This window comes from Streptomyces sp. NPDC015171 (assembly GCF_043079545.1).
Taxonomy (GTDB): domain Bacteria; phylum Actinomycetota; class Actinomycetes; order Streptomycetales; family Streptomycetaceae; genus Streptomyces.
In genome coordinates this window covers 113,527-139,958 of sequence record NZ_JBIBUO010000010.1, presented here as the reverse complement: position 1 = coordinate 139,958, position 26,432 = coordinate 113,527, and the positions used below count along the sequence as shown (strand labels likewise).

The window sequence follows — 26,432 nt, the reverse complement described above, 5'->3', positions numbered from 1 at the left end:
GAATACTCCTTGAGAGTCGCTGTGCTCTGGCATTTGCGCCCGCATCGGTCGCCGAGGCACGGCCCATGGCGACCGGGGGGTGGAAGGCCGACCCCGAACGGGGCAGGGGGCGCCAGGGAAGTTGGCACCCCGTTCGGGGCGGCCGGTCTACTGGCTGGTGCCGAGGGCCATGCCGATCACCAAGCCACACGATCCGCTGATCACGATGATCAACAGGACTCCGGCATACCGGCCGATGGCGCGCATCACAGGCCGTCCCGGCTGTTCCCGTTCTTGATGGCCAGGCGGGTGCTCAGTCCTTCCCGCGCGGTCGGGGCCACCACGTTGTCCGGCAGGACATCCCACTCGACGCCGCCGCCGACGGGCCTTATCTGCACCCGGGCGCCGACCTCGCCCATGACGACGCCGATACGTCCACTGGCAGTGTCCTTCGCCAGTTCACCGATGCCTGGTCTGGTCTGCTGGTTGCTCGCCATGCGGACGAGCATCCTGCCGCTCATCAGGACGTCGGAACCACCACAGAAACCCAGTTGGGGACGTCCCGCATCGGGTAGAACGTCCCTGGTGCCGTCCCCAGGTCTTAGGAGAGATTGCAATGCCGAACGAGAGGTTACGAGCTGCCATGGCAGCCGGCGGCTGGACCTATAACGCCCTCGCAGACAAGGTCGAAGTCGATCCCAAGTCCATCGAGCGATGGGTCAACCAGGGGCGGACGCCGCGTCGCGCAACGGCCATGCTGGCGGCGGAAACGCTAGGAGAAGACGTGCACGCTCTATGGCCCGCGCTCCGGCAGGCTCGTCCTGCCCGCGCTGTCAGTCCGGAACTTGTGGCTCTTTACGACAAGAGGGCGGACATCCCCGTGTCCGCCTTTGTGGACATGCTGACCCAAGCACGCGAGCGCATTGACGTGTTGGTGTACGCAGCCGTCTTCCTGCATGAGGCGTACCCGCGGCTCAATGACTTGCTGCGCGAGCGGGCTGCGGACGGGTGTGCTGTCCGAGTCGCGATCGGCGACCCGGACAGCCAAAACGTGCAGCAGCGCGGAGAGGAGGAACGGTTCGGGCACGGAATCGAGTCCCGATGCCGACTCGCCCTCATGCACTACCGCCCCCTTGCCGGGGTACCTGGCATCGAGGTGCGGACCCACGCGACCACGCTCTACAACTCGATCTATCGTGCGGATGACCAGGCATTGGTCAACGCCCACGTATGGGGAGTGAACGCTTACGGCGCCCCGGTGTGGCACCTGCGCCGCAGCGAGTCGGGGGGCCTGTTCGACACCTACGCCAGCAGCTTCGACGCTGTGTGGGACACCGCGACACCAGTAAGGGAGGAGTGACCGTGGCACGGACCGAGTACTACGACGACCCAGCGGCACCGGAGCCGAACAGCCTGGTGGTCGCCGCGTCCGCCGTGGTCACCGATGACGAAGGTCGCCTGCTCTTGCAGCACCGGCGGGACAACGACCTTTGGGCTCTCCCCGGCGGCGGCATGGAGATGACCGACTCACTTCCCGGTACAGCCGTCCGGGAGGTGAAGGAGGAGACGGGGCTGGACGTGGAGATCACCGGGCTCGTGGGCACGTACACCGACCCACGCCACGTCATCGCCTACTCGGACGGCGAGGTGCGCAGACAGTTCAACGTCTGTTTCACCGCCCGGGTGATCGGCGGGCAGCTCGAGATCTCGGACGAGTCCACGGAGCTGCGGTTCGTCTCGCTGGAGGAGATTGACCACCTGCCGATGCACCACACGCAGCGGCTCCGCATCCGGCATTTTCTGGAGCACCGTGAGCGGCCGTATCTCGGCTGATCGAACCTGTGACACCCGCTTTAGGGTTTCGGTCGAGGCTCACTTCGGCTGCAGGACCGCGTGGACGCCTCGGCCGAGCGAGATCGCATACACGGCCTCTAGCGCACTCAGTCGGTGATGTCAGTCTTGGATGTCAACCGATCCGGGTTCCTCAGCCTCGCAGTCAGCTTGCGTCTTTGAAATCCGGAGCCTTCTCGGCCGCAGCAAGCCACGCCATGAAGGTCTCAACTTCCCTGCTGGGCCGCTCTTCTCTGGTCGCGGTCCAGCGAGCCATCTGCTCTGGGTCCGTCCAGTCTGGTGACTCTTGCCCGACCCCGGGACGGATAGGCCCCACAGCACCCCCGACGGCACAGCACCGCTGCCGTGGCTCAGCCCGCTGGGTGGGTCGGGCGGCGGACTTGAGCGGCCGGTCGAGAGCTCTTGCAGCAGTCTCGGCGCCTTTGGTGGCGTACTTGGCGATGTACGCCGTGACGGCCCGTTCGGTCAGTCCGCAGGGGTGTGCGCGGCCGGTGACAGGGCCGGCCGCGAAGGGGCATGATCCGCTCATGCGCGTACGACGGGAGGTCCGCTGGGCCTTGTGGGGGCTGTGGCTTGCGTGTCTGGTGTTCTCCGTCTGGTTCATCGTCTGGTTCTTCGCGGAGGCGATCTCACTCTTCCTGGAGGCCGAGTCCTGGTGATGCGGGCGTGGTGGTGGACAGCAGCGAGTACAGCAGCGCAGTACAGCAGCGCCAGCAACCGAGATTGATTGAAGGCACCGGAGAGGTCGGGCGGGGCGTCGGGGGGCGCCGGTGCGGTCGCACCCGTTCGGACCGCGTAGCGCGCCCCGGGTCCGGGGGCCGGTGATGATGGGCGCGAGGGGCTGATCCACTCGCGACCGGAGGTGACCGTGGGGCACGCCGTCGGTGATGTACTCGGCCTGGCAGCCGGTGTCGCGGTCAGTCCGCTGCCCATCGTGGCGATCATCCTCATCCTCGCCACCCCCCGCGGCCGTCTCAACGGCTCCCTGTTCGCCCTCGGCTGGCTCCTCGGCCTGGCGGTGCTGGGCGCGATCATGCTGGCGGTGGGCGGTCCGTCCGGTGCCTCCACGCACAAGCACCCGGCCACCTGGGTGGGGGCGCTGAAACTGGCGCTCGGTGTGCTGCTGGTCTTCTTCGGCGCCCGTATGTGGCGCCGGCGGCCCAAGGACCCCTCCCAGGCACAGCTGCCGAAATGGATGGCCGCGATCGACCACTTCACCCCGCTCAAGATCCTCGGACTGGGCCTGGTGCTGTCGGCCGCCAACGCCAAGAACGCCCCGCTGACCATCGCCGCCGGCGCCTCGATCAGTTCGGCCGGGATCCCCGTCCCGCAACAGATCGGGACGCTCGCGATCTTCGTGGTCATCGCTTCCGTCGGCGTCCTCGCACCGCTGGCCGTCTTCCTGGTCATGGGCGACCGGGCCAAGAGCGTGCTGACCAACTGGCGCGACTGGGCCACCCGGCACAACGTCGCCGTCATGGCGGTCCTCTTCTTCGTCCTCGGCCTCAAGCTGCTGGGCGACGGCATCAGCGTCGTCGCCTCCTGAGGGAAGGCTCGAAGCCGTCGGCTTCCGCCGCGCGGGCGGGGCCGAGGTGCGCGGGGGTGCGGGCTGATCTAGCGTCGGACGGGAGAGGGGTGTCCTGCCGGGCCGTCGGGTGCGGGGCCCGGGGCCGCGGTCGTACGCGGGCCGCGTCCGGCACTCGGCGTGTTGTCTTTGCGCACCCCCGATCCGTCCCGGAGAGCAGGTGTCCCCCATGCGAGTGGCGGCCCGTATCGCTTGTGTGCTCACCGGTCCGGCCCTGGTGCTCGGTGGTGCGGTCTTCGCCGCTCCCGCCGCCCAGGCGGACATCCCGGCCTGTACGAACCTGGTCCAGCAGTCGGGCGTCGAGGTCTCGGACGGCGTCCGCGCGGCCTGTACCCAGGGCGTGCACGGTGATCTGCAGGGCTGTGCGAAGGCCCTGACCCAGGCTGGTGTGCCGGGCGGCGCCGCGAACGGTGCCTGCCGGCTGGCGGCCAACCCGCCGTGACCGCGGTCGCCCCCGGTCAGGCCGTGGCGGCGGGGCCGGGGGCCGGGGCCGGGCTGGTCCGGGCAGGTGAAGGCCGTAGCGGGGATCGCCCTCGCGGCTCAGCCGCCATCGCCGTGCCACGGGTGTGTCCCGGGTCCGGTCGGTAGCCTGGGCGCCGTGCCGGGAGAGCAGGCGCCGACGGGCGCGTTTCAGCTGAAGTGGGAGCTTACGGGGGCGGGTTGGGCGATGTGCCGCCTGGCCGACGGCTCCCGGGAGCTCGCCCTGTCCTTCGGCTACTGCACCGACGCCCTTGCCGATCTCGTCTCCGCCGCGGGCGGGCTGTACGGCCAGGGGCGCACCGTCCGCTTCTTCTTCGACGCCGAGCCGCGGGAGCTGCGCTGGGTGCTCCGCCGCGGTGCGGAGGCGGTTGGCGTGAGCGTCTACGAGTTCGGCGATGTGTCGGTGAGCCTCGATCTGCCGGACGACGCGGGGAGGGTGATCTGGCGGGCGGCGTATCCGCGCTCCGTGTTCGCGCACGCCGTGCTGGATGCCGCGCGGACCGTGCTCAGGGAGCACGGCGAGGCCGGCTACCTGGCACGGTGGAGGGAGCACCCCTTCCCCGTCGCCCTGGTCCAGGACCTGCGCCGGCTGCATCTGAGGGACGACGCGTGCGCCCTGCCCCATGACCCGGCCCGCCCCTGAGGGGCCACGTGCCCGGGGGGCCGGGCGGCGCCGTCCGCGTTGTCCGGGCGCTCAGCACTCCTCCTCCGGGTCGTTCCGGTTCAGCTTCTCCAGATAGGTGTGCGCCAGGGACGTGGCGCGGGTGAACCAGTCGGTGATGACCGAGAGTTCCTCCGGGGAGTAGTCGGCGAAGAGGGCCGTCAGGCGCTGGTAGTGGCCGGCGTACATCGCCGCCACGCGGGTGACGGCGGCCGGTACGGCGGCCACCCGGACCCGGCGGCGGTCGGCGGGGTCGGGGCGGCGGGTGACGTATCCGGCGCGTTCCAGACGGTTGAGGATGCCGGTCACCGCGCCCGTGGTGACGTGCGCGCGGGCCGCGAGATCGCCGGCCGTCAGCAGGTCGTCGCCCGCCTCCAGGACGAAGGCGAAGCAGGTCAGGTCGGTGACGTTCAGGCCCAGCCGCCTGGCCAGCTCCTGCTGTCCGATGAGGTGGGCGGCGATGAGGTGGTCCATCGCCGCCAGTGCCTGGGCCGGGGTGGCGGGCTGACGCGGCGGTCCGTGCATCTTTCGTAATCCCTTAGTTCGTGAGATATTCGGCCTGTAAACTTCTTAGCCCGTGAGGGAATCTGGGTTTCGTCCCTGGAGGCGACTTCATGAGTCTGTACGACGAGGGTCACACGATCGCCGGCTGGACCGGCGTGGGTATCGCGACCGTCGGGGGCAGTGCGGCGGGATGGGGAGTGTGCGTCGTCTCGGCGCCCCTGATCATCGGCGGTCTCGCCGTCGTGGCGGTGAGCGCCCTGGTGACCTGGGTCCTGCATCTGTCCGGCTGGGGCAAGCCGCCGGGAGTGCGGCCGCGCGGCGAGTGGGGCATGCGGACCCGCGACACCCGGGCCCGGGAGGGGCACACCGGGTGTGTCAGCTGCCGGCTGGCGGGGCGGGGGCGGCGGAGCGGGGTGCCGGAGGCCGTTCCCGCCGGGTCGAGGCCGCTGTCGCCCGTCGAGTGAACCCGTCGAGTGAGCCCGTGGTGTGAGCCCGTGGTGTGAGCCCGTCGAGTGGACGGGCCTTCCCGGGGGGCGGCCGGCGGCGGACGCCCTCGCCGGCCGGGCCCGTCCCGGCGGCCGGCCGTACGGGAGCGTTGTCGGACCCGCCCTCTACGCTCAAGAGTGATGGCACAGATGTGGAAGTGCTCGGGACTGCGCTGGCCGGCCGGGAGCCCGGTGCTGGAGTGGACCGGCGGGCGGCGCAGCGCGCTGCCCCGGGGGAAGCGGATCGCGTTCGCCGTGCCGGAGGGCGGCGTGCGGACGTGCACGGGGGCGCGGGGGCACGCCTGCCCGGTGCGGGCGGCCGTGCCGGGGCGGAGCAAGGGGGCCCGCTGCGAGGAGTGCGCGCGCCTCGACCGGGCGCACTCCGTGGCCGCCGACACCCTCGCGGACGATCCCCGGCCCTACCGGGTGTATCTGGCGTGGTTCGGGCCGGGCCTGGTGAAGGTGGGCATCACCGCGTCCGAACGCGGCCCGGCCCGGCTGCTGGAACAGGGCGCCGTCTGCTTCAGCTGGCTCGGCACCGGCCCGCTGATGGCCGCGCGGCGCACCGAGGAACTGCTGCGGGCCGCGCTGCGGGTGCCGGGCCGCATCCCGTACGCCGAGAAGCGGGCGGTGCGCTCGGCGCTGCCGGCGACCGAGGACGAGCGCGCCGCCGAGGTGCGGGAGCTGCACGCGCGGGCCGTCGCGCTCACCGGCTGGCCGGAGTCCCTGCGCCCGGAGCCCTGCCAAGTCACCGACCACGTACGGGTCTTCGGGCTCGACGGGGTCGCGGCGGCGTCCGGCGAGGTCGTGGAGCTGGTGCCGGGCGGCGGCGTCGTCGGCGAGCTGGTCGCGGCGGCCGGGCCCGATCTGCATCTGGCGGTCGGTCAGGGCGGGGTCGTCGTCCTCGACACCCGGCTGATGACCGGCTGGGAGCTGGTGCCGGGGACGGCGGCGGAACGCGCCTTCCCGGTCCGGGAGTTCAGGCGGGAGCCGGACGGGCTGTTCTGACGGGCGGGACCCAAGGGTTCGCTGAGAGGCGGCTGTGGGTTTCTCAGAGAAAACACAGACTCCGGAAAGCCTCCTCTCAGAGGTCCCCGACAGGGTGGCCACCATGACCACGACCTCGCCCCAGGGGCGTACCGAACTGCTGAGGCCGGACGGGAGCCCCGTCCGCGTGCTTGTGGTGGACGACGAGCTGTCGATCACCGAACTGCTGAGCATGGCCCTGCGATACGAGGGCTGGCAGATCAGGAGCGCGGGGGACGGGCAGGGCGCCCTCCAGTCGGCCCGCGAGTTCCGGCCGGACGCCGTCGTGCTGGACATGATGCTGCCGGACATGGACGGGCTGGCCGTGCTCGGCCGGCTGCGGCGCGAACTGCCGGACGTGCCGGTGCTGTTCCTCACCGCCAAGGACGCGGTGGAGGACCGTATCGCCGGGCTCACCGCGGGCGGGGACGACTACGTCACCAAGCCGTTCAGCCTGGAAGAGGTCGTGGCGCGGCTGCGCGGGCTGATCCGCAGGGCCGGGGCGGCCGACCGGCGCTCCGACTCCGTGCTCGTCGTGGGCGATCTGACCCTGGACGAGGACAGCCACGAGGTCGCGCGGGCCGGGCAGTCCATCCACCTCACCGCCACCGAGTTCGAGCTGCTGCGCTTCCTCATGCGCAACCCCCGGCGGGTGCTGAGCAAGGCGCAGATCCTGGACCGCGTGTGGTCGTACGACTTCGGCGGCCAGGCCAACGTCGTCGAGCTGTACATCTCCTACCTGCGGCGGAAGATCGACGCCGGCCGGGAACCGATGATCCACACCCGGCGCGGCGCCGGATATCTGATCAAGCCCGCCGCGGCATGAGCGGGCGGCGCCGGCCGGGTCCCCGGCGGCGGCGCGGGCGACGGCCGGGAAAGCCGCGCACCCTGCGGACCCGGCTCGTCGTCGCGTCCGTGACACTGATCGCGGTGGTCTGCGCCGTGATCGGCACGGTGACCACGCTGGCGCTGCGCAGCCATCTGTACGACCAGCTGACCGGCGATGTCACCGAGATCGCGGGCCGGGCGCTCGGGCACATGCGGCAGGACGAGGGCGGCGGCGCCCGGCCGGGGCTGCCCGGCGGCGGCGTGCCGGACGCCGCCACGCCGGCCACCGAGGTGGAGAACCTGCTGACGAGGGGGCCGACCCCGTTCGGGGCCGTCGCCGCCTATGTGCGGGACTCCGCGATCCGGCACGCGGCCGTCGCCCGGAAGCGGACCGGCGGCAACGACCTGGCCAAGCCGTCGCGCGCCGACGGGCTGAGCGCCGCGCAGCGCGAGGCGCTCGGCACCGTGCCCGAGGACGGCAAGGGCCACACCGTGGAGCTCCCGGGGCTCGGCAACTACCTCGCCATGTACGTGGCCGACCCGGACGGCGGCGACGCCTTCTACGTCGCCCTGCCCACCAAGGCCACCGACGACAACATCACCACCCTGATCCTCGTCGAGATCAGTGTCACCGCCGCCGGCCTGGTCGCCGCCGGCATCGCCGGGTACGTGCTCGTCGGCGTCGCCACCCGCCCCCTGCGCAAGGTCGCCCGCACCGCCACCCGGGTCTCCGAACTCCCGCTGCACACCGGCGAGGTGAACCTCAGCGAGCGGGTCCCGGAGGCGGAGTGCGACCCGCACACCGAGGTCGGCCGGGTCGGCGCCGCGCTCAACCGCATGCTCGACCACGTCCACGGCGCCCTGCACGCCCGGCAGCGCAGCGAGACGCGGGTACGGCAGTTCGTCGCCGACGCCAGCCATGAGCTGCGCACCCCCCTCGCCTCCATCCGGGGATACGCGGAACTCACCCGGCGCGGGCGCGAGCAGGTCGGGCCCGACACCCGGCACGCGCTCGGCCGGATCGAGTCCGAGGCCGGGCGGATGACCCTGCTCGTCGAGGACCTGCTGCTGCTCGCCCGGCTCGACGCGGGCCGCCCGCTGCAGTGCGGGCACACCGATCTCGTCCCGCTCGTCGTGGACACCGTCAGCGACTCCCGCGCGGCCGGCACGGACCACGACTGGCGGCTCGACCTGCCCGACGAACCCGCCCCGGTCTCGGCGGACGCGGCCCGGATCCAGCAGGTGCTGGTCAACCTGCTGGGCAACGCCCGCAAGCACACCCCGCCCGGTACGACCGTCACCGCGCGCGTGCGGCGGGGCGGGCCCTGGGTGTGCGTCGACGTGGAGGACGACGGGCCCGGCATCCCGGCGGATCTGCTGCCGCACGTCTTCGAGCGGTTCGCGCGCGGGGACTCCGCGAGATCCCGCGCCACCGGGTCCACCGGGCTCGGCCTCGCCATCGTGCAGGCCGTGGCCGCCGCGCACGGAGGTGCCGTGACCGTGGACAGCGCGCCCGGCCGCACCGTGTTCACCATGCGTCTGCCCGCCCCGGCCGACGACCCCGCCGTTGCCCGGACGGCGCCCGACACGGACCGGCAACCGCACTCACAGGCCCAGCACAGCGCCATCACACGGGTGAGACAGGGCAGTTGAACAGAGTCGGTCCCATGCGAACCGACTCTTCTCCCGGCACCCTGCCGGCGCGGGAGCACCTCCCGGCCACAGACGCCGGTACGCCTGTCCTGGACGTAGTGATCCCCGTCTACAACGAGGAGAAGGACCTCCAGCCGTGCGTCCGCAGACTGCACGAGCACCTCACCCGCACCTTCCCGTACGCCTTCCGCGTCACGATCGCGGACAACGCGTCCACGGACGCCACCCCGCGGGTGGCGGCGCGGCTGGCGGCGGAGATACCCGAGGTCCGCCACTCCCGACTGGACCAGAAGGGGCGGGGGCGGGCGCTGCGGACCGTGTGGTCGGCGTCGGACGCCCCGGTCCTCGCCTACATGGACGTCGACCTGTCCACCGACCTCAACGCGCTGCTGCCGCTCGTGGCGCCGCTGATCTCCGGCCACTCCGACCTGGCGATCGGCTCCCGGCTCGCCCGCACCTCCCGGGTCGTACGCGGCCCCAAGCGGGAGTTCATCAGCCGCGCCTACAACCTGATCCTGCGCGGTTCGCTCCAGGCCCGCTTCTCCGACGCCCAGTGCGGCTTCAAGGCGATCCGGCGGGACGTGGCGCAGGTGCTGCTGCCGCTGGTGGAGGACACCGGCTGGTTCTTCGACACCGAGCTGCTGGTGCTCGCCGAGCGGGCGGGCCTCAGGATCCACGAGGTGCCGGTCGACTGGGTCGACGACCCGGACTCCACCGTGCACATCGTGCGGACGGCCACCGAAGACCTCAGGGGCGTGTGGCGGGTCGGCAGGGCGCTGGCCACCGGCTCGCTGCCGCTGGACCGGCTCGGCCGGCCCTTCGGTGACGACCCGCGCGACCGCGACCTCACCGACGTGCCCACGGGCCTGGCCCGCCAGCTGGTCGGCTTCTGTGTGGTCGGCGGCCTGTCCACCCTCTGCTATCTGCTGCTGTACAGCGCCTTCCGGCAGTTCGCCGGGTCGCAGCCCGCCAACGCGCTCGCGCTGCTGGTCTCCGCCGTGGCCAACACGGCGGCCAACCGGCGGCTCACCTTCGGGGTGCGCGGCCGGGGCGGCGCGGTCCGGCACCAGGCGCAGGGCCTGGTCGTCTTCGGGATCGGCCTCGCCCTGACCAGCGGCTCGCTCGCCGCCCTGAACGCGGCCACCGACGAGCCGGCGCACTCCACCGAACTGGCGGTGCTCGTCGCCGCCAACCTCGCGGCGACCGTCCTGCGGTTCCTGCTCTTCCGTGCCTGGGTCTTCCCGGACCACGCGGAGCCGGCGCGGACCCCGCACCCGACCGACCAGGTCCGCGCCGGTGAGGCCGCGGACGGCAGCTGGAGGGACGCCACCGTGCGACCGCGGCCGGTGCGCCCTCACGACACCGATCCGGGGGACCCCCGATGACCACGCAGTACGACCCGCAGGCCGCCCAGGACAGCGGTACGGCCCCTCAGGACAGCGGTACGGCTCCCCAGAAGAGCGGTACGGCCGCCCGCCACAGGGGTACGGCCGACTGGGGACCGCCGCCCGCCCCGGCCCCGCGAACGACCGGAGCCGGTGAGCCGAAGCAGCCGTTGCCGCGCCGGCTGTGGCGCGGCAGGGCCGAGGACCCCCGCTGGGCCCGCCCGGCCCTCCTCGGCCTGCTGGCCGTCACCCTCCTGCTCTACCTCTGGAACCTCAGCGCCTCCGGTTACGCCAACTCCTTCTACTCGGCGGCCGTACAGGCGGGCAGTACCTCCTGGAAGGCGTTCTTCTTCGGCTCGCTGGACGCGGGCAACGCCATCACCGTCGACAAGCCGCCGGCCTCGCTGTGGCCGATGGAGCTGTCGGTGCGGGTCTTCGGCCTGAACTCCTGGGCGATCCTCGCGCCCCAGGTGCTGATGGGCGTGGCGACGGTCGCCGTGGTGTACGCCGCCGTGCGCCGCCGGTTCAGCCCCGTGGCCGGTCTGATCGCGGGCGCGGTGCTCGCGCTCACCCCGGTCGCGGCGCTGATGTTCCGGTTCGACAACCCGGACGCCATGCTGGCCCTGCTGATGGCGGCGGCCTGCTACCTGGTGGTCCGGGCCGTGGAGGACGGCCGCACCAAGTGGCTGGTGTGGGCGGGGACGGCGATCGGCTTCGCGTTCCTCGCCAAGACGCTCCAGGCGTTCCTGATCCTGCCGCCGCTGGCGCTCGTGTACGCGGTGTGCGCGCCGGTGCCGCCGAGGAGGCGGTTCGGGCAGCTGGCCGCCGCGACGCTCGCGCTGGTCGTCTCGGGCGGCTGGTGGGTCGCGATCGTCGAGCTGTGGCCGGCCTCCTCCCGTCCGTACATCGGCGGTTCGCAGAACAACAGCTTTCTCGAACTGACCTTCGGCTACAACGGCTTCGGCCGGCTCAGCGGCGACGAGACCGGCAGTGTGGGCGGCGGCGGTGGCGCGGGCGGCGGCGGCCGGTGGGGCGAGACCGGCTGGGACCGGATGTTCGACTCCGAGATCGGCGGCCAGATCTCCTGGCTGCTGCCCTCCGCCCTGATCCTGCTGGTCGCGGGCCTGGTGGCCACGCGCAAACTGCGCCGGACGTCCGTCACCCGGGCCTCGTTCCTGGTCTGGGGCGGCTCGCTGCTGATGACCATGGCGGTGTTCAGCTATATGGCGGGCATCTTCCACCAGTACTACACGGTGGCCCTCGCCCCCTACCTCGCGGCCGTGACCGGCATGGGCGCCGGTCTGCTGTGGGAGAAGCGGCGGGAGCGGTGGGTGCCGGTCACGCTCGCCGCGTCCGTGGTCGCGGCGGCGGCCTGGGGGTACGTCCTGCTCAACCGGACCCCCGCCTATCTGCCCTGGCTGAAGTGGCTGGTCCTGATCGGCGGTCTCGGCGCCGCGCTCGGCCTGGTCCTCGCCGGCCGGATCCCCCGGCGGCTCGCCCTCGGCGCGGCGGCGGGCCTCGTGGCCGCGCTGGCCGGGCCGACCGCGTACACCCTCAGCACGGTGCGGGAGGGCCACACCGGTTCGATCGTCACGGCCGGCCCGGCGACCGCCGGCGGGATGGGCGGCTTCGGCGGCGGTGGCGGTGGCGGCAGGCGGGGCGGCTTCGGCGGCGGCGTGCCCGGTCAGCAGGGCCAGGGCCAGGGTCAGCAGGGGCAGCAGGGCCAAGGCCAGGGGCAGCAGGGCACGCCGGGCAACGGCTTCCCGGGGGGCGGCGGAATGCCGGGCCGGCAGGGGCAGGGGCAGGGGCAGGGGCAGCAGGGCATGCCGGGCAATGGGTTCCCCGGTGGCGGCCAGGCGGCCGAGGGCGGCAAGGGCGGCGGCTTCGGCGGCCTGCTGAACGGCGCGAGCGTGTCGTCCGAGGCCAAGAAGCTGCTGGAGCGCAACGCCTCGGAGTACACCTGGGCCGCCGCCTCCGTCGGCTCCCAGAACGCGGCCGGCTACCAGCTCGCCACGGGTGAGCCGGTGATGGCGATCGGCGGCTTCAACGGCACCGACCCGTCCCCGACTCTCGCCCAGTTCAAGAAGTACGTGGAGGACGGCAGGATCCACTACTTCATCTCCGGCGGCGGCATGGGCGCGGGCGGCGGGGGCGCGGACGGTACGGCGTCCCGGATCAGCGCGTGGGTCGAGAGCACCTTCGAGAAGGTGACGGTCGGTTCGGCCACGTTCTACGACCTGACGCGGCGGGCGGGCGCCTGACGGAAAACCGTGTTGTACACCGTATAGCAGCGCTATACGGTGTACGGCATGCCTGCCTCCCACGGCCATCCCCAGCGTTGGCTGATCCTCGCCGTCATCTGTCTCGCACAGCTCACCGTGCTGCTCGACAACACCGTGCTGAACGTGGCCATCCCCTCGCTCACCCGCGAACTGCACGCGTCCACCTCCGACATCCAGTGGATGATCAACGCCTACTCGCTGGTGCAGTCCGGTCTGCTGCTCACCGCCGGCAGCGCCGCCGACCGCTACGGCCGCAAGAAGATGCTGTTCGCCGGGCTCGCCCTGTTCGGCGCGGGGTCGCTCGTGGCCGGACTCGCCGGCAGCACCGGGCAGCTGATCGCCGCGCGGGCCGGCATGGGCGTGGGCGGCGCGCTGCTGATGACCACCACGCTGGCCGTGGCGATGCAGATCTTCGCCCCCGAGGAGCAGCCGAAGGCGATCGGCATCTGGAGCGCGGTCAACGCCCTGGGCTTCGCGGGCGGCCCGCTGATCGGCGGTTTCGTGCTCGACCACTTCTGGTGGGGCGCGATATTCCTGATCAACCTGCCGGTCGCGGCGCTGGGCCTGGTCGCCGTGGTGATCCTCGTCCCCGAGTCCAAGAACCCCCGCGGCGACCGCCCGGACCTGCTGGGCGCGCTGCTGTCCACCATCGGCATGGCCGCGCTGGTCTACGCGATCATCTCCGGCCCCGGACACGGCTGGACCTCGGGCCGGGTGCTCGGCACGGCGGCGGTCGCGGTCGTGGTCCTCGGGTGCTTCGCGTGGTGGGAGAGCCGGCTGGCGGAGCCGATGCTGGACCTCCACTTCTTCCGGGACCGGCGGTTCACCGGCGCGGTCGCCGGGGCGGTGCTCCTCACCTTCGGGATGGGCGGCGCGCTGTTCCTGCTGACGCAGCACCTGCAGTTCGTGCTCGGGTACGAGCCGCTGGAGGCCGGTCTGCGGACGGCTCCGCTGGCGCTGACGGTCGTGGTGCTCAACTTCAGCGGGCTGTCGGCGAAGTGGAGCGCGAAGCTGGGCACCCCGGTGTCGATCGGGCTGGGGATGGCGCTGATGGCCGGGGGCCTGGTGTCCATCGCCGAGCTGGCCTCCGAGGGGTATGCGGGCACGCTGCTGGGGCTGCTGTTGATCGGCGCGGGGTGCGCGGTGGCGAATCCGGCGATGGCGCACGCCATCATGAGCGCGATCCCCCCGGAGAAGGCGGGCGTCGGCGCCGGGATCAACGGAACGCTGGCCGAGTTCGGCAACGGCCTCGGTGTCGCCGTGCTCGGTGCCGTCCTCAGCTCTTCCGTGGCCGCCGGGCGGTCGTTGTCGGCCGGGCTGGGAACCGGCCAGCTGGTCGGCGCCACCGCCGTACTGCTCGGCGGGCTGCTGGCGGCGGGGCTGCTGCGGCGGGCGGAGCGGGGGATCGCGTAACGGCCGCAGGCGGGGGCAGGTGTGCCGTCGCGGGGCGTGCGCGACGGCGCCCGCTCACGCGGCCGGCCGAACGGCGACAGGGCCCCGCGCCCCCGGGAGGGGCCCAGCCCTAGCATCGTGGACAGCGATCCCGAATTCGAGAAAGGTGCGCCGGTGACGAAGGCAGCAGGTCGGTCGGCGCGGGACAGTGTGTGGCTGGCCGGCGAGCCCCGGCGCGGCGGGCGCGGCGGGCAGCCCTCCGGGCTCGACCGGGAGCGGATCACCTCGGCGTCCGTGCGGCTGCTGGACGCCGAGGGTCTCGCCAAGTTCTCCATGCGCCGCCTGGCCGCCGAGCTGAACGTCACCGCGATGTCCCTGTACTGGTACGTCGACACCAAGGACGACCTGCTCGAACTCGCCCTCGACACGGCCTACGCCGAGCTGCGGCTGCCCGACCCGGAGCGTGCCGACCAGGACTGGCGGGAGCAGCTGCGGGAGCTGGCCGCCGCCTACCGGGCCCTGCTGGTCCGCCACCCCTGGCTGTCGCCGCTGGCCGGGCGGTACCTCAACATCGGCCCGAACTCGATCAACTTCTCCCGGGTGGTCCAGCAGGTCATCCGCCGGGCGGGGCTGCCCGCGCACGGGGTGACCGGGGCGATCTCGGCCGTCTTCCAGTTCGTGTACGGCTACGGCACGATCGAGAGCCACTTCCTCGCCCGGATCGCGGACAGCGGGCAGAGCGCGGACGAGTACTTCGAACAGGCCATGACCTCGGTCACCGAGGTCCCGGGGATCGCCGACGTCATCCAGGAGTCCAAGCACCTGATGGCGGCCCGCGGCGGCGACACGGTGGCCGAGATGCTGGACCGGGACTTCACCTTCGCCCTCGACCTGCTGATCGCCGGAATCGAGGCGATGGTCAGCCGCGGCTGACCCCGCCCCGCCCCGCGCGGGCGCCTACGCGTCGTCGGAGGCGAGCCGCGCCGGGAAGCCGCCGGTGGCGACCGGGCCCCAGTGATGCGGGGTCACCCGGATGATCGACTTCCCCTGCTTGATCATCGCCTGCCGGTACTCGTCCCAGTCGGGGTGCTCGCCGGCGATGTTGCGGTAGTACTCGACGAGCGGTTCCACGGAGTCGGGGGGGCCGATGACCTCGGCCGTGCCGTCGATCTGGGCCCAGGGGCCGTTCCACTCGTCGCTGAGGACGACCAGGCTGACCCGGGAGTCGCGCCTGGCGTTGCGGGTCTTGGCCCGCTCGGGGTAGGTGGAGACGACGATCCGGCCGGAGTCGTCCACCCCGCAGGTCAGCGGGGACGCCTGCGGGGAGCCGTCGGCGCGGCGGGTGATCAGCAGCGCGCGGTGGCGGGGGCGTACGAAGTCCAGCAGCTCGGCCGCCGAGACCCGGGTGTTGGTCGCGATGTTCGGTGCCATGCCAGCACCCTAGGGGGAAGAGCCCGCTCTCCGCGTGACCCTGCCGGGCACAGGCTGCGCAAAGCCGTCCGCCGTTCCCCCGGGCGCGGGCGGGCTAGGCCGCCGGCAGTGAATCGCCCTGCACGGCCTGGATGTCCAGTTCCACCTTCAGCGTCGTACCGATCGCGGCGATACCGGCCTGCAGGACCTGGTTGTAGTTCATCGCGAAGTCCTCGCGGTGCAGTTCCGCGGTGGCCCGGAACGCGGCCCGGGTGCCGCCCCACGGGTCGGCGCCGGTGCCCAGGTAGGCCAGCTCCAGGTCGACCGGGCGGACCACCCCGTGCAGGGACAGTTCGCCGTGCACGGTCCAGCGGTCCGGTCCCGCCTGGGTCAGACCGGTCGAGCGGAAGGCGATCTCCGGGTGCTGATCGACGTCGAGGAAGTCGGCGGAGCGCAGGTGCGTGTCGCGCATGCCGTTGCCGGTGTCGATGGAGGCGGCCCGGATGACCGCCGCCACCCGGGACTTGGTGATGTCGTCGGGCGCGATCTCGATCGTGCCGCCGAACTCCGTGAACCGGCCGTGCACGCTGGAGATCCCCAGGTGCTGGGCGGCCGCGGCGACGGAGGAGTGCGCCGGGTCGATGGTCCAGGGGCCGGGCGGCGGCAGCTCGGTACCGCCCTGCCGGGCCAGCGTCACCGTGCCGACCTCGGCCCGGCCGCTCGCGGTGACGATCGCGCTGGACGCCGCGGGCGCGTACCCGATGGCCGTCACGATCACGGTGTACGCCCCCGGTGCCAGCTCGGTGACGTCCCGTACGGCGCCCTCGGCGTCCGCCTCGGCCCGCAGCACCTGGGTACCGGTCATGTCGGTCACCGTGACGACCGCGTGCGACACGGCCCACCCGTCGCGCGTACGGATCTTCGCGGTCAGTCCCATCCCGTTTTCTCCCTGCAAAAGATCAAAAAATGGTCGTATGAAACCGGCCCGTGGCGCGCGCGCCCTCCGCTCAGGGCGCGCGCCGCCACGGGCCGGGGTACGGACTACTCGCCGGGGTGGGCGAGCTCTATGGTGTGGCCGTCGACGCCGGGGCCGGACACGGTCAGCGCGGTGGCCACCGGCGGGTAGCCGGTCGCGATGACGGTGTACTCGCCGCCGTCCAGGTCGGTGAAGGCGTACGCCCCGTCCGTGCCGGTGGTGGCGGAGCCGACCACGTTGCCCGCCTGGTCGACCAGGGTCACCCGGGCGTCGGCCAGCGGGCCGTGCGGGGCCCGGACGACACCCTGGAGCCGGGCGCCGGAGTCCAGGTCGACCTCGATACGGGTGACGCCGGTGGCGCCGACCTCGACCGGCAGGGCGCGCGGCCGGAACCCGCTCGCGTTGACCGCGACGGTCACCGTGCCCGGCACCAGCTCGGTCAGGGCGAACTCGCCCTGCTCGCCGGTGGCGGCGGTGGCCAGCAGATCACCGCGCACATCGGTGACGATCACCATCGCGTCCTTGACCGGCAGCGCGTTCCCGGCCGCCCGGACCACACCGGTCAGCCCGCTGGTGCCGCTGAGCAGGATGTCGTACGACAGCGGCTCCTCGCCCACCAGGACGGTGGAGGCCTGCGGCTGGTAGCCGTCGGCGGAGGCGATCAGCACGTACGACCCGGTGCCCGGGGCGTCGAGCCGGTAGCCGCCGTCGTACTGCGCGACCGCGCGGCCCAGCTGGCGGCCGGACAGCGAGATCAGCGTGACCGCGGCCTGCGGCACGGGGGCGCTCTCGGTGCCGCGGACGAAGCCGTGCACCGGGATGCCGCCGGGGCCGGCGGGCTCGGCCGCCGAGGCGACGGCGGTCATCGGCAGGGTGGCCGTGGCGGCGGCAGCGGCCAGGGCCGTGTCGGACACCGGGGTGGCGGCGACGGCGGCCGGCACCGGCTCCGCCTCGGCGACCGCGGCGGCGGCCGGGGCCTCGGCGGGGGTGTCGCCGTCGGCGCTCTGCGCGAGCGCGCCCTTGGTCTTCAACGGGACCTCCTTGATGAACAGCGTGATCAGGAAGGCGAGGGCGGCGAGGCAGCCGGCGATGAAGAAGACGTCCGCGATGCCGTGGCCGTAGGCGCTCTCCAGCAGCGTCCGGATCGGGGCCGGCAGCGAGTCCATGTCCGGGATGCTGTCGGTGGAGCCGGAGCCGCCGGCCAGCGCGGCCTGGTACTTGGGGCTGAGGTCGGCGACGCCGTCCTTGACGTAGTCGGTGATCTTGTGGGACATCACCGCGCCCAGCGCGGAGACGCCGACCGCACCGCCGAGGGAGCGGAAGAACGTGACCGTGGAGCTGGCCGAGCCGAGGTCGGAGGGCGCCACCTGGTTCTGCGTGGCGAGCACCAGGTTCTGCATCATCATGCCGATGCCGAGACCCAGCAGGGCCATGTAGATGGCCATCTTCCAGTAGTCCGTGTCGTACCGGATGCCGCCGAGCAGCAGCAGCCCGGCCGTCACCAGCACGCCACCGCTGACCAGCCACGCCTTCCAGCGTCCGGTGCGGGTGATGAACTGACCCGAGACGGTCGAGGAGACGAACAGGCCGCCGATCATCGGGATGGTCATGACGCCCGACATGGTCGGGGACTTGTCACGGGCCAGCTGGAAGTACTGGCTGAAGAAGACGGTGCCGCTGAACATCGCGATGCCGACGAACAGCGAGGCGAGCGACGCGAGCGTGATCGTGCGGTTCTTGAACAGGCGCAGCGGGATGATCGGCTCGCTCGCCCGGGACTCGACGAGCACGAACAGCGCGCCGAGGACGATCGAACCGCCGACCATCGCGTAGGTCTGCCAGGAGATCCAGTCGTACTTGTCACCGGCGAAGGTGACCCAGACCAGCAGCAGGGAGACGGCCGCGGCGATGAGGGTCGCGCCGCCCCAGTCGACCTTGACGTCCCGCTTGACCACGGGCAGGTGCAGGGTCTTCTGCAGCACGATCAGCGCGATGATCGCGAAGGGGACACCGACGTAGAAGCACCAGCGCCAGCCCAGCCAGGAGGTGTCGGTGATGACACCGCCGAGCAGCGGGCCGCCGACGGTGGCGACGGCGAAGGTGGCGCCCAGGTATCCGGAGTACCGGCCGCGCTCGCGCGGGGAGATCATCGCGGCCATGACGATCTGGGCCAGGGCGGACAGACCGCCCACGCCTATGCCCTGGAACACCCGGAAGGTGATGAGCATGCCGGGGTTCTGCGACAGACCGGCCGCCATCGACGCGACGACGTAGATGATCAGGGCTATCTGGACGAGAGCCTTCTTGCTGTACAGGTCGGCGAGCTTGCCCCACAGGGGAGTGGCCGCGGTCATCGACAGCAGGGCGGCGGTGACCACCCATGTGTAGGCGGACTGGCCGCCGCCGAGGTCCCCGATGATGTGCGGCAGGGCGTTGGAGACGATCGTGGACGACAGGATCGCCACGAACATGCCGAGCAGCAGCCCGGACAGGGCCTCCATGATCTGCCGGTGCGTCATCGGGGCGTCGCCGTGGGAGCCTCCCCCGTGCTTGGCGTGAGCCCGCACACCGGCTGGTGTGGTCGTTGCCATGGGCTTCCTTTTCTTACGTGCTTGCGGGTGTACGGGTGGTCTCTTCGAGTACGGGGGCGGCCGCGGCGGGGTGCCGGAACGGGACGGACCGGCAGTCGCCGAAGGACTCCCGCAGGCGCGACATCAGCCGGATCAGCTGGGCGACCTCCTCGTCCGTCCAGTCCGCGAGCCGCTCGGCGAGCAGATGGGTGGTCCGCCGGGACAGCTCGTCGAGCTGGTCCAGACCCAGGGGCGTCAGGCGCAGGATGCGCGAGCGTTTGTCCGCCGGGTCCGGGAGCCGCTCGATCCAGCCGCGCGCGGCGACGTGCGCGACATGCCGGCTCGTGACCGACATGTCCACGGCGAGCAGCTCGGCGAGCTTGCTCATGCGCATGTCGCCGTTGCGGCCGAGCAGGGTCAGCACGGCGGCCGAGCCACCCGGGCAGTCGGGCGGCAGGATCCGCCCCATGTCCCGTTTCACGGCCCCGACGGCACTGAGCTGACGCGCCAGCTCTTCGAATTGCGCCCGCTCGGCCATCACACCTCCCGTAGTTCGTTGCTTCGGGCAACCATAGGACTGTTTGGTTGCTGAAGGCAAACAAACCCGGGGGCGCTGGCGCAAAAACTTGGCAAAGGTAAGTATTGCGATAGTAAATATGCAGGTGACTGCGGGTGGGGTGCCCCCGTCTGTCCCGGTGGCCCCCCACTTGGGTGCCCGGGGCCGACTTCGCTAAGGTCTCGGGGCATGGCTAACACCCAGGGCCCCCAGGGCAATTACGACCCCGCCGGCAGCACCCAGATGTTCCGCGCGTTCGTCGACGAGGCTCCCGAGGGGCGCCGGCAGCCGCAGGCGGCCGCCTCCTCCGGCCCCCGCGTCGGTCTGATCATCGGCGTCGTCGTGGCGCTCGTCGTGGTGGCCGGCGTCGCCTGGCTGGCGCTGAAGTAGGGGTCAGTCCCACTCCACGGACACGTCCCGCGTCTCGATGTGCATGCCGAGCGGCACCCGCCAGGCATCGACGCACACCGTCCACGCGGGACTTTCCCGCGCGCCCGGCGCGAGCGGCACCGGCAGGCCGGCGGTCGACTCGAACGTCCCCCAGTCGACGCCGAGCGCGCCGATGATGTGCGTCCCGAACGTCACCTCGCCCGAACGCACCGCCGTGCCTCCCGAGTTGCGCAAGCCCACGGTCACCCGCTGGCACCAGCGCTTGTCGGTGTCCTCGGTCGCCGGGGCGCCCCAGCTCAGCTCGGCGGGCCCGGCGGACGCGGTGGGGGCCGGCGGGCCGGACGGGGGACCCGGCGAGCCGGCCGGCGGTGTCGTACGGCCGCCCTCGCCGCCGCCGCCCGGTTCCGGGGTGCGCGGGGGCGTGCCGGTGCCGGGAGTCCGGTCCGGCGCACGGCCGGTGCCGTCCTCGGCGGCCGGTGACGGCGCGCTGGACCCCGGATCGGCGGAGCCCGCCGAACCGCTCGGCGGCGCCGCGGAGTTGGCGGCCCGTGGCGGTCGCCCACCCCCCTTGGCGTCCCCCTTCGCCCCGTCCAGCGGCACCATGGTCACCGACCCCGACGGGGCGACGGCGGTCGGGCCGCCCCGTCCCGCGCCGACCGCGGTGTAGCCGCCGCCGGGGCCGCCCCCGCACGCGGCCAGCACCCCGCCCAGACAGACGACGGCCGCCGACGCTGCCGTAACGGCGCCTCGGCGGCCACGCGTCCATGTCGTCGTACGCAGCATCCCGTCATGGTGACTGACGCTCCGTCAGATAGGAAGCCTCGCGCGGGATCCCGGTCAGTCGGAGATGAGCCCCTCGCGCAGCTGGGCCAGGGTGCGGGTGAGCAGCCGGGAGACGTGCATCTGGGAGATGCCCACCTCCTCGCCGATCTGCGACTGGGTCATGTTGGCGAAGAAGCGCAGCATGATGATCCGGCGCTCCCGGGGCGGGAGTTTGGCCAGCAGGGGCTTGAGGGACTCGCGGTACTCCACGCCCTCCAGGGCCGTGTCCTCGTACCCGAGCCGGTCGGCGAGCGAGCCCTCGCCGCCGTCGTCCTCGGGGGCCGGGGAGTCCAGGGAGGAGGCGGTGTAGGCGTTGCCGACGGCGAGGCCGTCGACCACGTCCTCCTCGGAGACGCCGAGCACGGCCGCGAGCTCCGTCACCGTGGGGGAGCGGTCCAGCTTCTGGGACAGCTCGTCGCTGGCCTTGGTGAGGGCGAGACGCAGCTCCTGGAGCCGGCGCGGCACCCGCACCGACCAGGAGGTGTCGCGGAAGAACCGCTTGATCTCGCCGACCACGGTCGGCATGGCGAACGTCGGGAACTCCACGCCCCGTTCGCAGTCGAACCGGTCGATCGCCTTGATCAGGCCGATGGTGCCGACCTGGACGATGTCCTCCATCGGCTCGTTGCGGGAGCGGAAGCGCGCCGCCGCGTAGCGGACCAGCGGCAGGTTCAGCTCGATCAGGGTGTCCCGCACGTACGCCCGCTCCGGGCTGTCCTCGTCCAGCGCGGCCAGGCGCAGGAACAGCGACCGGGACAGGGTGCGGGTGTCGATGTTCGCCGTGGCCTGTGGGGCCGGGACAGCTTCGGCGGCCCGGTCGAGGGCCGGGGACGGCACGGCTTCGAGGGCCGTGACGCCCTCGAAGCCGTCGAGGACGTCGAGAGCGTCGAGCTCCTTGGGCGCTGCCTCGCTGTTCGTGGGCGTCAGCACCTTCGAGCTGCCCTGGTCTGCGGACATGCCACCCCCTTTGGGTCGCGGGACGGTCGCGGCGGCGCTCCCTTTCGAGCAACGCAGCCTTCACCTGAATACCGGAGCCGGAGCCACGGCAAACGCGCTTCCCGCAGAATGTCACATGTCGGCAACGCGCTGTACCGACATGTCGACACGCATGAGGCGAATCGGCCCTGGAAAGAAGGGGTCTGACGGTTATTCGGACCGCAAGTGTCGGCATCCGTGCTGGTGAGCGATTCGCTCGTGCCGGTTACCGCTCGATCGGGTTTGCGATGCAGCGCTGTTCGGGTCGTGCTTCCGTGCGCCCGCTATGCATCAGCCGAACGCCTGCTGTGCTTCCGTCCGGGGTCTGCTATGCGTCGATCCGATTTGCCGAGCGCAGCCGCTGGAAGCTACGGGCCAGCAGCCGTGAGACATGCATCTGGGAGACGCCGAGTTCCGCGCTGATCTGAGACTGGGTGAGATTGCTGTAGTAGCGAAGGAGCAGGATTCGCTGTTCTCGTTCGGGGAGTTGGACGAGGAGATGGCGGACCAGGTCGCGGTGCTCCACGCCGGCCAGGGCCGGGTCCTCGTAGCCGATGCGATCCAGCAGGCCGGGCAGGCCGTCGCCCTCCTGGGCGGCCTCCAGCGAGGTGGCGTGGTAGGAGCGGCCCGCCTCGATGCAGCTGAGCACCTCCTCCTCGCTGATCCGGAGGCGTTCGGCGATCTCGGCGGTGGAGGGCGTGCGGCCGTAGAGCGTGGTCAGGTCCTCGGTGGCGCTGTTGACCTGCACCCACAGCTCGTGGAGCCGGCGCGGGACGTGGACCGTGCGGACGTTGTCCCGGAAGTACCGCTTGATCTCGCCGACCACGGTGGGCATCGCGAAGGTCGGGAACTGCACCCCCCGGTCCGGATCGAAGCGGTCGATGGCGTTGATCAGGCCGATGGTGCCGACCTGGACGACGTCCTCCATGGGCTCGTTGCGGGAGCGGAAGCGGGCGGCGGCGTAGCGCACGAGCGGGAGGTTCGCCTCGATCAGCGCCCCCCGCACCCGGTTGTGCTCGGGCGTGCCCGGGGTGAGCTCCTTCAGCTCGGCGAAGAGCACCTGGGTCAGGGCGCGGGTGTCCGCGCCGCGGCGTTTCTCGGGGGCAGGCGGGGGCGCTGGAGCGGGTGCCTCCTCCTGAGGCGGCGCAGTACTGGCCGACAAGGTCAACGCCACCTCTTCATCCGTCAATCATCCGTCAAAAGCGGTCATAGCATCACAAGACATGTGCACTGTGCGCAAGCACCGCATAACGCCGTGTTGTCGTCAAACTTCGACAAGTTGGGGCATATAACGTATAAGAGCCCCCCGCCGGAACGGCGGGGGGCTCCAGGGAGCGTGCGGCTCAGATCTCGTAGTCGGCGATCACCCAGGTGGAGAACTCACGCCACTGCGCGACGCCCGCCTGGTGGGCCGGGTGCTCCAGATAGCGCTTGAGGGCGTCGGTGTCCTCGACGGCCGAGTTGATCGCGAAGTCGTGGGCGATCGGCCGGTCGCTGATGTTCCAGCCGCACTCCCAGAAGCGCAGCTCGTCGATCTGGCCGCCGAGGGCGCGGAAGGCGTCGACGCCGGCCACGACCCGCGGATCGTCGCGTTCGACGCCCTCGTTGAGCCTGAACAGGACCAGGTGCCGGATCATGCGGTGTACCTCAGCTCTTTCCGCCGTTGGCGACCCAGGTCATGAAGTCGCCGACGGCCTTGGCCGCGTCCGATATGCCCTCGAAGCCTATCTGGACGTAGTCGGCCGCCTTGGCCGGATCCGTGATGATTACGTACAGCGCGAAGACCACGAGCACGAACACGGCGATCTTCTTGACGTTCACCGCCACCACGGCCTCCCCTGTGCCACGTGCCTCATGGGCTCCTGCTGCCGGCCGCGAGTGTAACCTTCGGGCCTGCGGACCCCGCCAACAGCCCGCCGCCGCCGGGCGGTTCCGTACGGCACCGGCGGGCGCGGAACGCACGAAGGGCCCCGCCGACCGGCGGGGCCCTTCTCACAGCGGTAGCGGAGGGATTTGAACCCTCGGTGACGGGTTACGCCACACTCGCTTTCGAGGCGAGCTCCTTCGGCCGCTCGGACACGCTACCGAGGGAGACCCTACAGCACGGTGGGGCGTGGTTCGAAATCGATATCCGCGAAGGGTCCCGAGAACCCGTCAGCGGTCCCGGAAGAACTCCGTGAGGAGCCGGGAGCACTCCGCGGCGAGAACGCCCTCGACGACTTCCGGGCGATGGTTGAGCCGCCGGTCGCGCACCACGTCCCACAGGGAGCCGGCCGCGCCCGCCTTCTCGTCCCGGGCGCCGTAGACCACCCGGTCGACCCGGGACTGGACGAGGGCGCCCGCGCACATCGTGCACGGTTCCAGGGTGACGACGAGCGTGCAGCCGGTCAGCCGCCATTCGCCCGCCCGTCGCCCTCCGCCGCTCCGGCCGGAGGCGCTTCGCGCCGCCTCGTTCAGCCGGGCCGCGGCCCGCCGGATGGCGAGCACCTCCGCGTGCGCCGTGGGATCGCCGGTGGCCTCGCGTTCGTTGTGCCCGGCTCCGAGCACCGTCGTGCCGTCCGGGGACAGCACGACGGCGCCGACCGGGACGTCCCCGCCCCGGACGGCCAGTGCGGCCTCGTCCAGGGCGAGCCGCATCGCGGGCCGCCAGCGGTCCCGTACCGGGTCGGGTGCGTCCTTCGGGTCCTGTGGCGGGGTCAGCGGACGGTCTCCAGCACCTCCGAGGCGCCCAGGGCCTCGGCGATCGCGCTCAGCGCGTCCTCGGCGTCGAGGGCGCGCAGCTCCTTCTCGCTGATGCCCAGGTCGTCCAGGATCGCGCTGTCGCCCACCGGGCTGTGCGGCACCGCGTCGTCGGCGTCGTCCTCGGCGTCCTCGGACTCGCCGTCCTCGGTGCCGTCGAGGTTCAGGGCGTCCAGGTCCGGGCCGTCGTCCGCGCCGGGCTCCCGGCCGAGCAGCTCGTCGGTGAGCATCAGCTCCCCGTACGCGCTGCGCCGGGCGGCGGCGGCGTCCGAGACGTAGATGCGAGGGTCCTCCTCGCCGTCCACGCGCACGACGCCGAACCAGGCGTCCTCCTGCTCGATCAGGACGAGCACCGTGTCATCGTCGGGAGAGGCTTCCCGGGCCAGGTCGGCCAGATCCGACAGGGTCTCCACATCGTCCAGCTCCGTGTCGCTCGCTTCCCACCCGTCTTCGGTGCGCGCGAGCAGTGCGGCGAAGTACACCGTGACTCTCCCACTGGTCATAGGCGTGCCGGTTGGGGGTCCCCCCGGCGGAGGTACTTGGGCGGAGAGAGCCTGGGCTCCGAGCCCCACCCACTCGGAATCGTGGCAGAAACAAGGCGTTCAGGGGACGTCTTCGGCTCCCTGTGTCTGGCTGTTTCGAGCACGGATCCACGATCGGTCCACCAGCGCACTCGTTGCCGCCACCAGCGGATCGTACGCGGCTTTTCCGTACGCTCACGCACCCCCACCGCCCCAACACCGGCGCGGAGGTGGATCTTCCGCCTCCGGGCGGGCCCTGCGGAGCTACCGCCGGAACGTCCGCATCCGCATCGCGCGGCGCAGCCGGGCGGCCTTGGCCCGCCGGGGCTGGACCCGCTCGCGCAGCTCGCGTGCCTCGGCGAGATCGCGCAGGAACTGGGCCCGGCGCCGCAGGCGCTCGGCCTCGCTCTCGGGCTTGTCGGGATCGGTCCCCGCGGACCTCGCGGCGCGGCGGCCCGTGCCGCCGGCGCCCGCCGAGGTGTTCGCCGAGGAGTCAGGCAGGTCAGACACGTCACACCACCCCAGTCCGTCCCCTCCCGCCTTCCCCCGGACGGCGGGTTTGACGCCAGCGCGAGGGCGACCCGCGGCGCGGGTACCGTTAGGGGCATGCGCCTCCATGTCGTCGACCACCCCCTGGTCGCCCACAAACTCACCACCCTGCGCGACCAGCGCACCGACTCCGCGACCTTCCGGCGGCTCGCCGACGAACTGGTCACCCTGCTCGCCTACGAGGCCACGCGGGACGTGCGCACCGAGCAGGTCGACCTCAGGACGCCGGTCGCGCAGACCACCGGCGTCAAGCTGGCTCGCCCCCGTCCGCTGGTCGTGCCGATCCTGCGGGCCGGTCTCGGCATGCTGGACGGCATGGTCCGGCTGCTGCCGACCGCCGAGGTGGGCTTCCTCGGCATGATCCGCAACGAGGAGACGCTGCAGGCGTCCACCTACGCCTCGCGCATGCCGGAGGACCTCTCGGGCCGCCAGGTGTACGTCCTGGACCCGATGCTGGCCACCGGCGGCACCCTGGTCGCAGCGATCCAGGAGCTGATCAAGCGCGGCGCCGACGACGTGACGGCCGTGGTGCTGCTCGCCGCCCCGGAGGGCGTCGAGGTCATGGAGCGCGAGCTGGCGGGCACGCCGGTGACGGTCGTCACGGCGGCCGTCGACGACCACCTCAACGAGCTGGGGTACATCGTGCCGGGACTGGGCGACGCGGGCGACCGGCTGTACGGGGCCGCGGAGTAGTTTCCCGGCGGAGCGGGCACGGGGTTCCCCGCGCCCGCCGTCCGGTACGCGGTTCCGCCGCGCCCGCCGGGGCGCGGCTCCCTCGGGTGTTCCGCTGTACGGGCCCTTCGCGCCCGCCCC

At 72.0% G+C, this 26,432-nt stretch carries 30 protein-coding genes and 1 tRNA gene; 16 read left to right on the top strand and 15 right to left on the bottom strand.

Annotated features, from left to right (window positions below):
- Positions 1 to 245 precede the first annotated feature (245 nt).
- A complete protein-coding gene (locus tag ACF073_RS26265; protein ID WP_392073831.1) occupies positions 246 to 476 on the bottom strand; it encodes a hypothetical protein in 231 nt (76 codons plus the stop codon).
- A 119-nt stretch (positions 477 to 595) separates the two neighbouring features.
- Here ACF073_RS26265 and ACF073_RS26260 point away from each other — a divergent pair, with 119 nt between their 5' ends.
- The 6 genes from ACF073_RS26260 (at position 596) to ACF073_RS26235 (ending at position 4,538) form a co-directional block, all read left to right on the top strand.
- A complete protein-coding gene (locus ACF073_RS26260; protein ID WP_392073830.1) occupies positions 596 to 1,339 on the top strand; it encodes a helix-turn-helix domain-containing protein in 744 nt (247 codons plus the stop codon).
- 2 nt (positions 1,340 to 1,341) lie between these two features.
- The gene (locus tag ACF073_RS26255) at positions 1,342 to 1,812 is read left to right on the top strand and encodes an NUDIX domain-containing protein (protein WP_392073829.1); all 471 of its coding nucleotides are present in this window, start codon (positions 1,342 to 1,344) and stop codon (positions 1,810 to 1,812) included.
- Positions 1,813 to 2,357: 545 nt separating this feature from the next.
- The gene (locus ACF073_RS26250; protein WP_392073828.1) at positions 2,358 to 2,489 is read left to right on the top strand and encodes a hypothetical protein; all 132 of its coding nucleotides are present in this window, start codon (positions 2,358 to 2,360) and stop codon (positions 2,487 to 2,489) included.
- A gap of 209 nt (positions 2,490 to 2,698) precedes the next feature.
- Entirely contained in the window at positions 2,699 to 3,376 is a 678-nt protein-coding gene (locus ACF073_RS26245) for a GAP family protein (RefSeq protein ID WP_392073827.1), read from the top strand.
- A 208-nt stretch (positions 3,377 to 3,584) separates the two neighbouring features.
- A complete protein-coding gene (locus ACF073_RS26240; RefSeq protein ID WP_392074017.1) occupies positions 3,585 to 3,857 on the top strand; it encodes a hypothetical protein in 273 nt (90 codons plus the stop codon).
- A gap of 225 nt (positions 3,858 to 4,082) precedes the next feature.
- A complete protein-coding gene (locus ACF073_RS26235; RefSeq protein ID WP_392073826.1) occupies positions 4,083 to 4,538 on the top strand; it encodes a hypothetical protein in 456 nt (151 codons plus the stop codon).
- A gap of 51 nt (positions 4,539 to 4,589) precedes the next feature.
- Here the strand turns inward: ACF073_RS26235 and ACF073_RS26230 are convergent, their stop codons facing one another.
- The gene (locus ACF073_RS26230) at positions 4,590 to 5,081 is read right to left on the bottom strand and encodes a MarR family transcriptional regulator (RefSeq protein ID WP_392073825.1); all 492 of its coding nucleotides are present in this window, start codon (positions 5,079 to 5,081) and stop codon (positions 4,590 to 4,592) included.
- Positions 5,082 to 5,170: 89 nt separating this feature from the next.
- Here ACF073_RS26230 and ACF073_RS26225 point away from each other — a divergent pair, with 89 nt between their 5' ends.
- The 8 genes from ACF073_RS26225 (at position 5,171) to ACF073_RS26190 (ending at position 15,044) form a co-directional block, all read left to right on the top strand.
- Positions 5,171 to 5,524 carry an HGxxPAAW family protein gene (locus ACF073_RS26225; RefSeq protein WP_392073824.1) on the top strand — a complete coding sequence of 118 codons (354 nt, stop codon included), beginning with the start codon at positions 5,171 to 5,173 and terminating at the stop codon, positions 5,522 to 5,524.
- A 162-nt stretch (positions 5,525 to 5,686) separates the two neighbouring features.
- A complete protein-coding gene (locus tag ACF073_RS26220; RefSeq protein ID WP_392073823.1) occupies positions 5,687 to 6,553 on the top strand; it encodes a DUF2797 domain-containing protein in 867 nt (288 codons plus the stop codon).
- Between the two features lie 103 nt (positions 6,554 to 6,656).
- The gene (locus ACF073_RS26215) at positions 6,657 to 7,397 is read left to right on the top strand and encodes a response regulator transcription factor (RefSeq protein WP_392073822.1); all 741 of its coding nucleotides are present in this window, start codon (positions 6,657 to 6,659) and stop codon (positions 7,395 to 7,397) included.
- Positions 7,394 to 9,052: a sensor histidine kinase gene (locus tag ACF073_RS26210; protein WP_392073821.1), complete on the top strand. Its 1,659-nt coding sequence runs from the start codon at positions 7,394 to 7,396 to the stop codon at positions 9,050 to 9,052. The genes ACF073_RS26215 and ACF073_RS26210 overlap by 4 nt, the downstream gene beginning before the upstream one ends.
- 14 nt (positions 9,053 to 9,066) lie before the next feature.
- Positions 9,067 to 10,437, top strand: a complete 1,371-nt coding sequence (locus ACF073_RS26205) for a glycosyltransferase (RefSeq protein WP_392073820.1) — start codon at positions 9,067 to 9,069, stop codon at positions 10,435 to 10,437.
- On the top strand, positions 10,434 to 12,698 hold the full coding sequence (locus ACF073_RS26200; RefSeq protein WP_392073819.1) for an ArnT family glycosyltransferase: 2,265 nt from the start codon (positions 10,434 to 10,436) through the stop codon (positions 12,696 to 12,698). The genes ACF073_RS26205 and ACF073_RS26200 overlap by 4 nt, the downstream gene beginning before the upstream one ends.
- A 48-nt stretch (positions 12,699 to 12,746) precedes the next feature.
- Positions 12,747 to 14,132: an MFS transporter gene (locus tag ACF073_RS26195; protein WP_392073818.1), complete on the top strand. Its 1,386-nt coding sequence runs from the start codon at positions 12,747 to 12,749 to the stop codon at positions 14,130 to 14,132.
- 153 nt (positions 14,133 to 14,285) lie between these two features.
- Positions 14,286 to 15,044 carry a TetR/AcrR family transcriptional regulator gene (locus ACF073_RS26190; RefSeq protein WP_392073817.1) on the top strand — a complete coding sequence of 253 codons (759 nt, stop codon included), beginning with the start codon at positions 14,286 to 14,288 and terminating at the stop codon, positions 15,042 to 15,044.
- Positions 15,045 to 15,068: 24 nt separating this feature from the next.
- Here ACF073_RS26190 and ACF073_RS26185 read toward each other — a convergent pair whose 3' ends face one another.
- From ACF073_RS26185 to ACF073_RS26170, 4 genes are all read right to left on the bottom strand, one after another.
- A complete protein-coding gene (locus ACF073_RS26185) occupies positions 15,069 to 15,542 on the bottom strand; it encodes a PPOX class F420-dependent oxidoreductase (RefSeq protein WP_392073816.1) in 474 nt (157 codons plus the stop codon).
- Between the two features lie 94 nt (positions 15,543 to 15,636).
- Positions 15,637 to 16,458 carry a YceI family protein gene (locus tag ACF073_RS26180; protein WP_392073815.1) on the bottom strand — a complete coding sequence of 274 codons (822 nt, stop codon included), beginning with the start codon at positions 16,456 to 16,458 and terminating at the stop codon, positions 15,637 to 15,639.
- Positions 16,459 to 16,562: 104 nt separating this feature from the next.
- Positions 16,563 to 19,088, bottom strand: a complete 2,526-nt coding sequence (locus ACF073_RS26175) for an MFS transporter (protein WP_392073814.1) — start codon at positions 19,086 to 19,088, stop codon at positions 16,563 to 16,565.
- Positions 19,089 to 19,101: 13 nt separating this feature from the next.
- Positions 19,102 to 19,605: a MarR family winged helix-turn-helix transcriptional regulator gene (locus ACF073_RS26170; RefSeq protein ID WP_392073813.1), complete on the bottom strand. Its 504-nt coding sequence runs from the start codon at positions 19,603 to 19,605 to the stop codon at positions 19,102 to 19,104.
- A gap of 207 nt (positions 19,606 to 19,812) precedes the next feature.
- Between ACF073_RS26170 and ACF073_RS26165 the strand changes: the two genes are divergently transcribed.
- Positions 19,813 to 20,013: a hypothetical protein gene (locus tag ACF073_RS26165; RefSeq protein WP_392073812.1), complete on the top strand. Its 201-nt coding sequence runs from the start codon at positions 19,813 to 19,815 to the stop codon at positions 20,011 to 20,013.
- A gap of 3 nt (positions 20,014 to 20,016) precedes the next feature.
- Here the strand turns inward: ACF073_RS26165 and ACF073_RS26160 are convergent, their stop codons facing one another.
- The 9 genes from ACF073_RS26160 to ACF073_RS26120 form a co-directional block, all read right to left on the bottom strand.
- The gene (locus tag ACF073_RS26160) at positions 20,017 to 20,796 is read right to left on the bottom strand and encodes a hypothetical protein (protein WP_392073811.1); all 780 of its coding nucleotides are present in this window, start codon (positions 20,794 to 20,796) and stop codon (positions 20,017 to 20,019) included.
- Between the two features lie 54 nt (positions 20,797 to 20,850).
- A complete protein-coding gene (locus tag ACF073_RS26155; RefSeq protein ID WP_392073810.1) occupies positions 20,851 to 21,792 on the bottom strand; it encodes an RNA polymerase sigma factor SigF in 942 nt (313 codons plus the stop codon).
- Positions 21,793 to 22,138: 346 nt separating this feature from the next.
- Positions 22,139 to 22,978, bottom strand: coding sequence for an RNA polymerase sigma factor SigF (locus tag ACF073_RS26150; RefSeq protein ID WP_392074016.1), 840 nt, complete (start codon positions 22,976 to 22,978; stop codon positions 22,139 to 22,141).
- Between the two features lie 175 nt (positions 22,979 to 23,153).
- Positions 23,154 to 23,447: a Dabb family protein gene (locus ACF073_RS26145; protein ID WP_392073809.1), complete on the bottom strand. Its 294-nt coding sequence runs from the start codon at positions 23,445 to 23,447 to the stop codon at positions 23,154 to 23,156.
- 10 nt (positions 23,448 to 23,457) lie between these two features.
- A complete protein-coding gene (locus ACF073_RS26140; RefSeq protein WP_392073808.1) occupies positions 23,458 to 23,637 on the bottom strand; it encodes a hypothetical protein in 180 nt (59 codons plus the stop codon).
- Between the two features lie 171 nt (positions 23,638 to 23,808).
- Positions 23,809 to 23,896: transfer RNA gene (locus ACF073_RS26135), tRNA-Ser, on the bottom strand.
- Between the two features lie 68 nt (positions 23,897 to 23,964).
- Entirely contained in the window at positions 23,965 to 24,447 is a 483-nt protein-coding gene (locus tag ACF073_RS26130; protein ID WP_392073807.1) for a nucleoside deaminase, read from the bottom strand.
- 59 nt (positions 24,448 to 24,506) lie between these two features.
- Complete coding sequence (locus ACF073_RS26125) at positions 24,507 to 25,031, bottom strand: hypothetical protein (protein WP_392074015.1); 525 nt, start codon at positions 25,029 to 25,031, stop codon at positions 24,507 to 24,509.
- A gap of 303 nt (positions 25,032 to 25,334) precedes the next feature.
- A complete protein-coding gene (locus ACF073_RS26120; RefSeq protein ID WP_392073806.1) occupies positions 25,335 to 25,580 on the bottom strand; it encodes a hypothetical protein in 246 nt (81 codons plus the stop codon).
- A gap of 96 nt (positions 25,581 to 25,676) precedes the next feature.
- Between ACF073_RS26120 and upp the strand changes: the two genes are divergently transcribed.
- The gene (gene upp, locus ACF073_RS26115) at positions 25,677 to 26,312 is read left to right on the top strand and encodes a uracil phosphoribosyltransferase (RefSeq protein WP_392073805.1); all 636 of its coding nucleotides are present in this window, start codon (positions 25,677 to 25,679) and stop codon (positions 26,310 to 26,312) included.
- Positions 26,313 to 26,432: the final 120 nt, after the last annotated feature.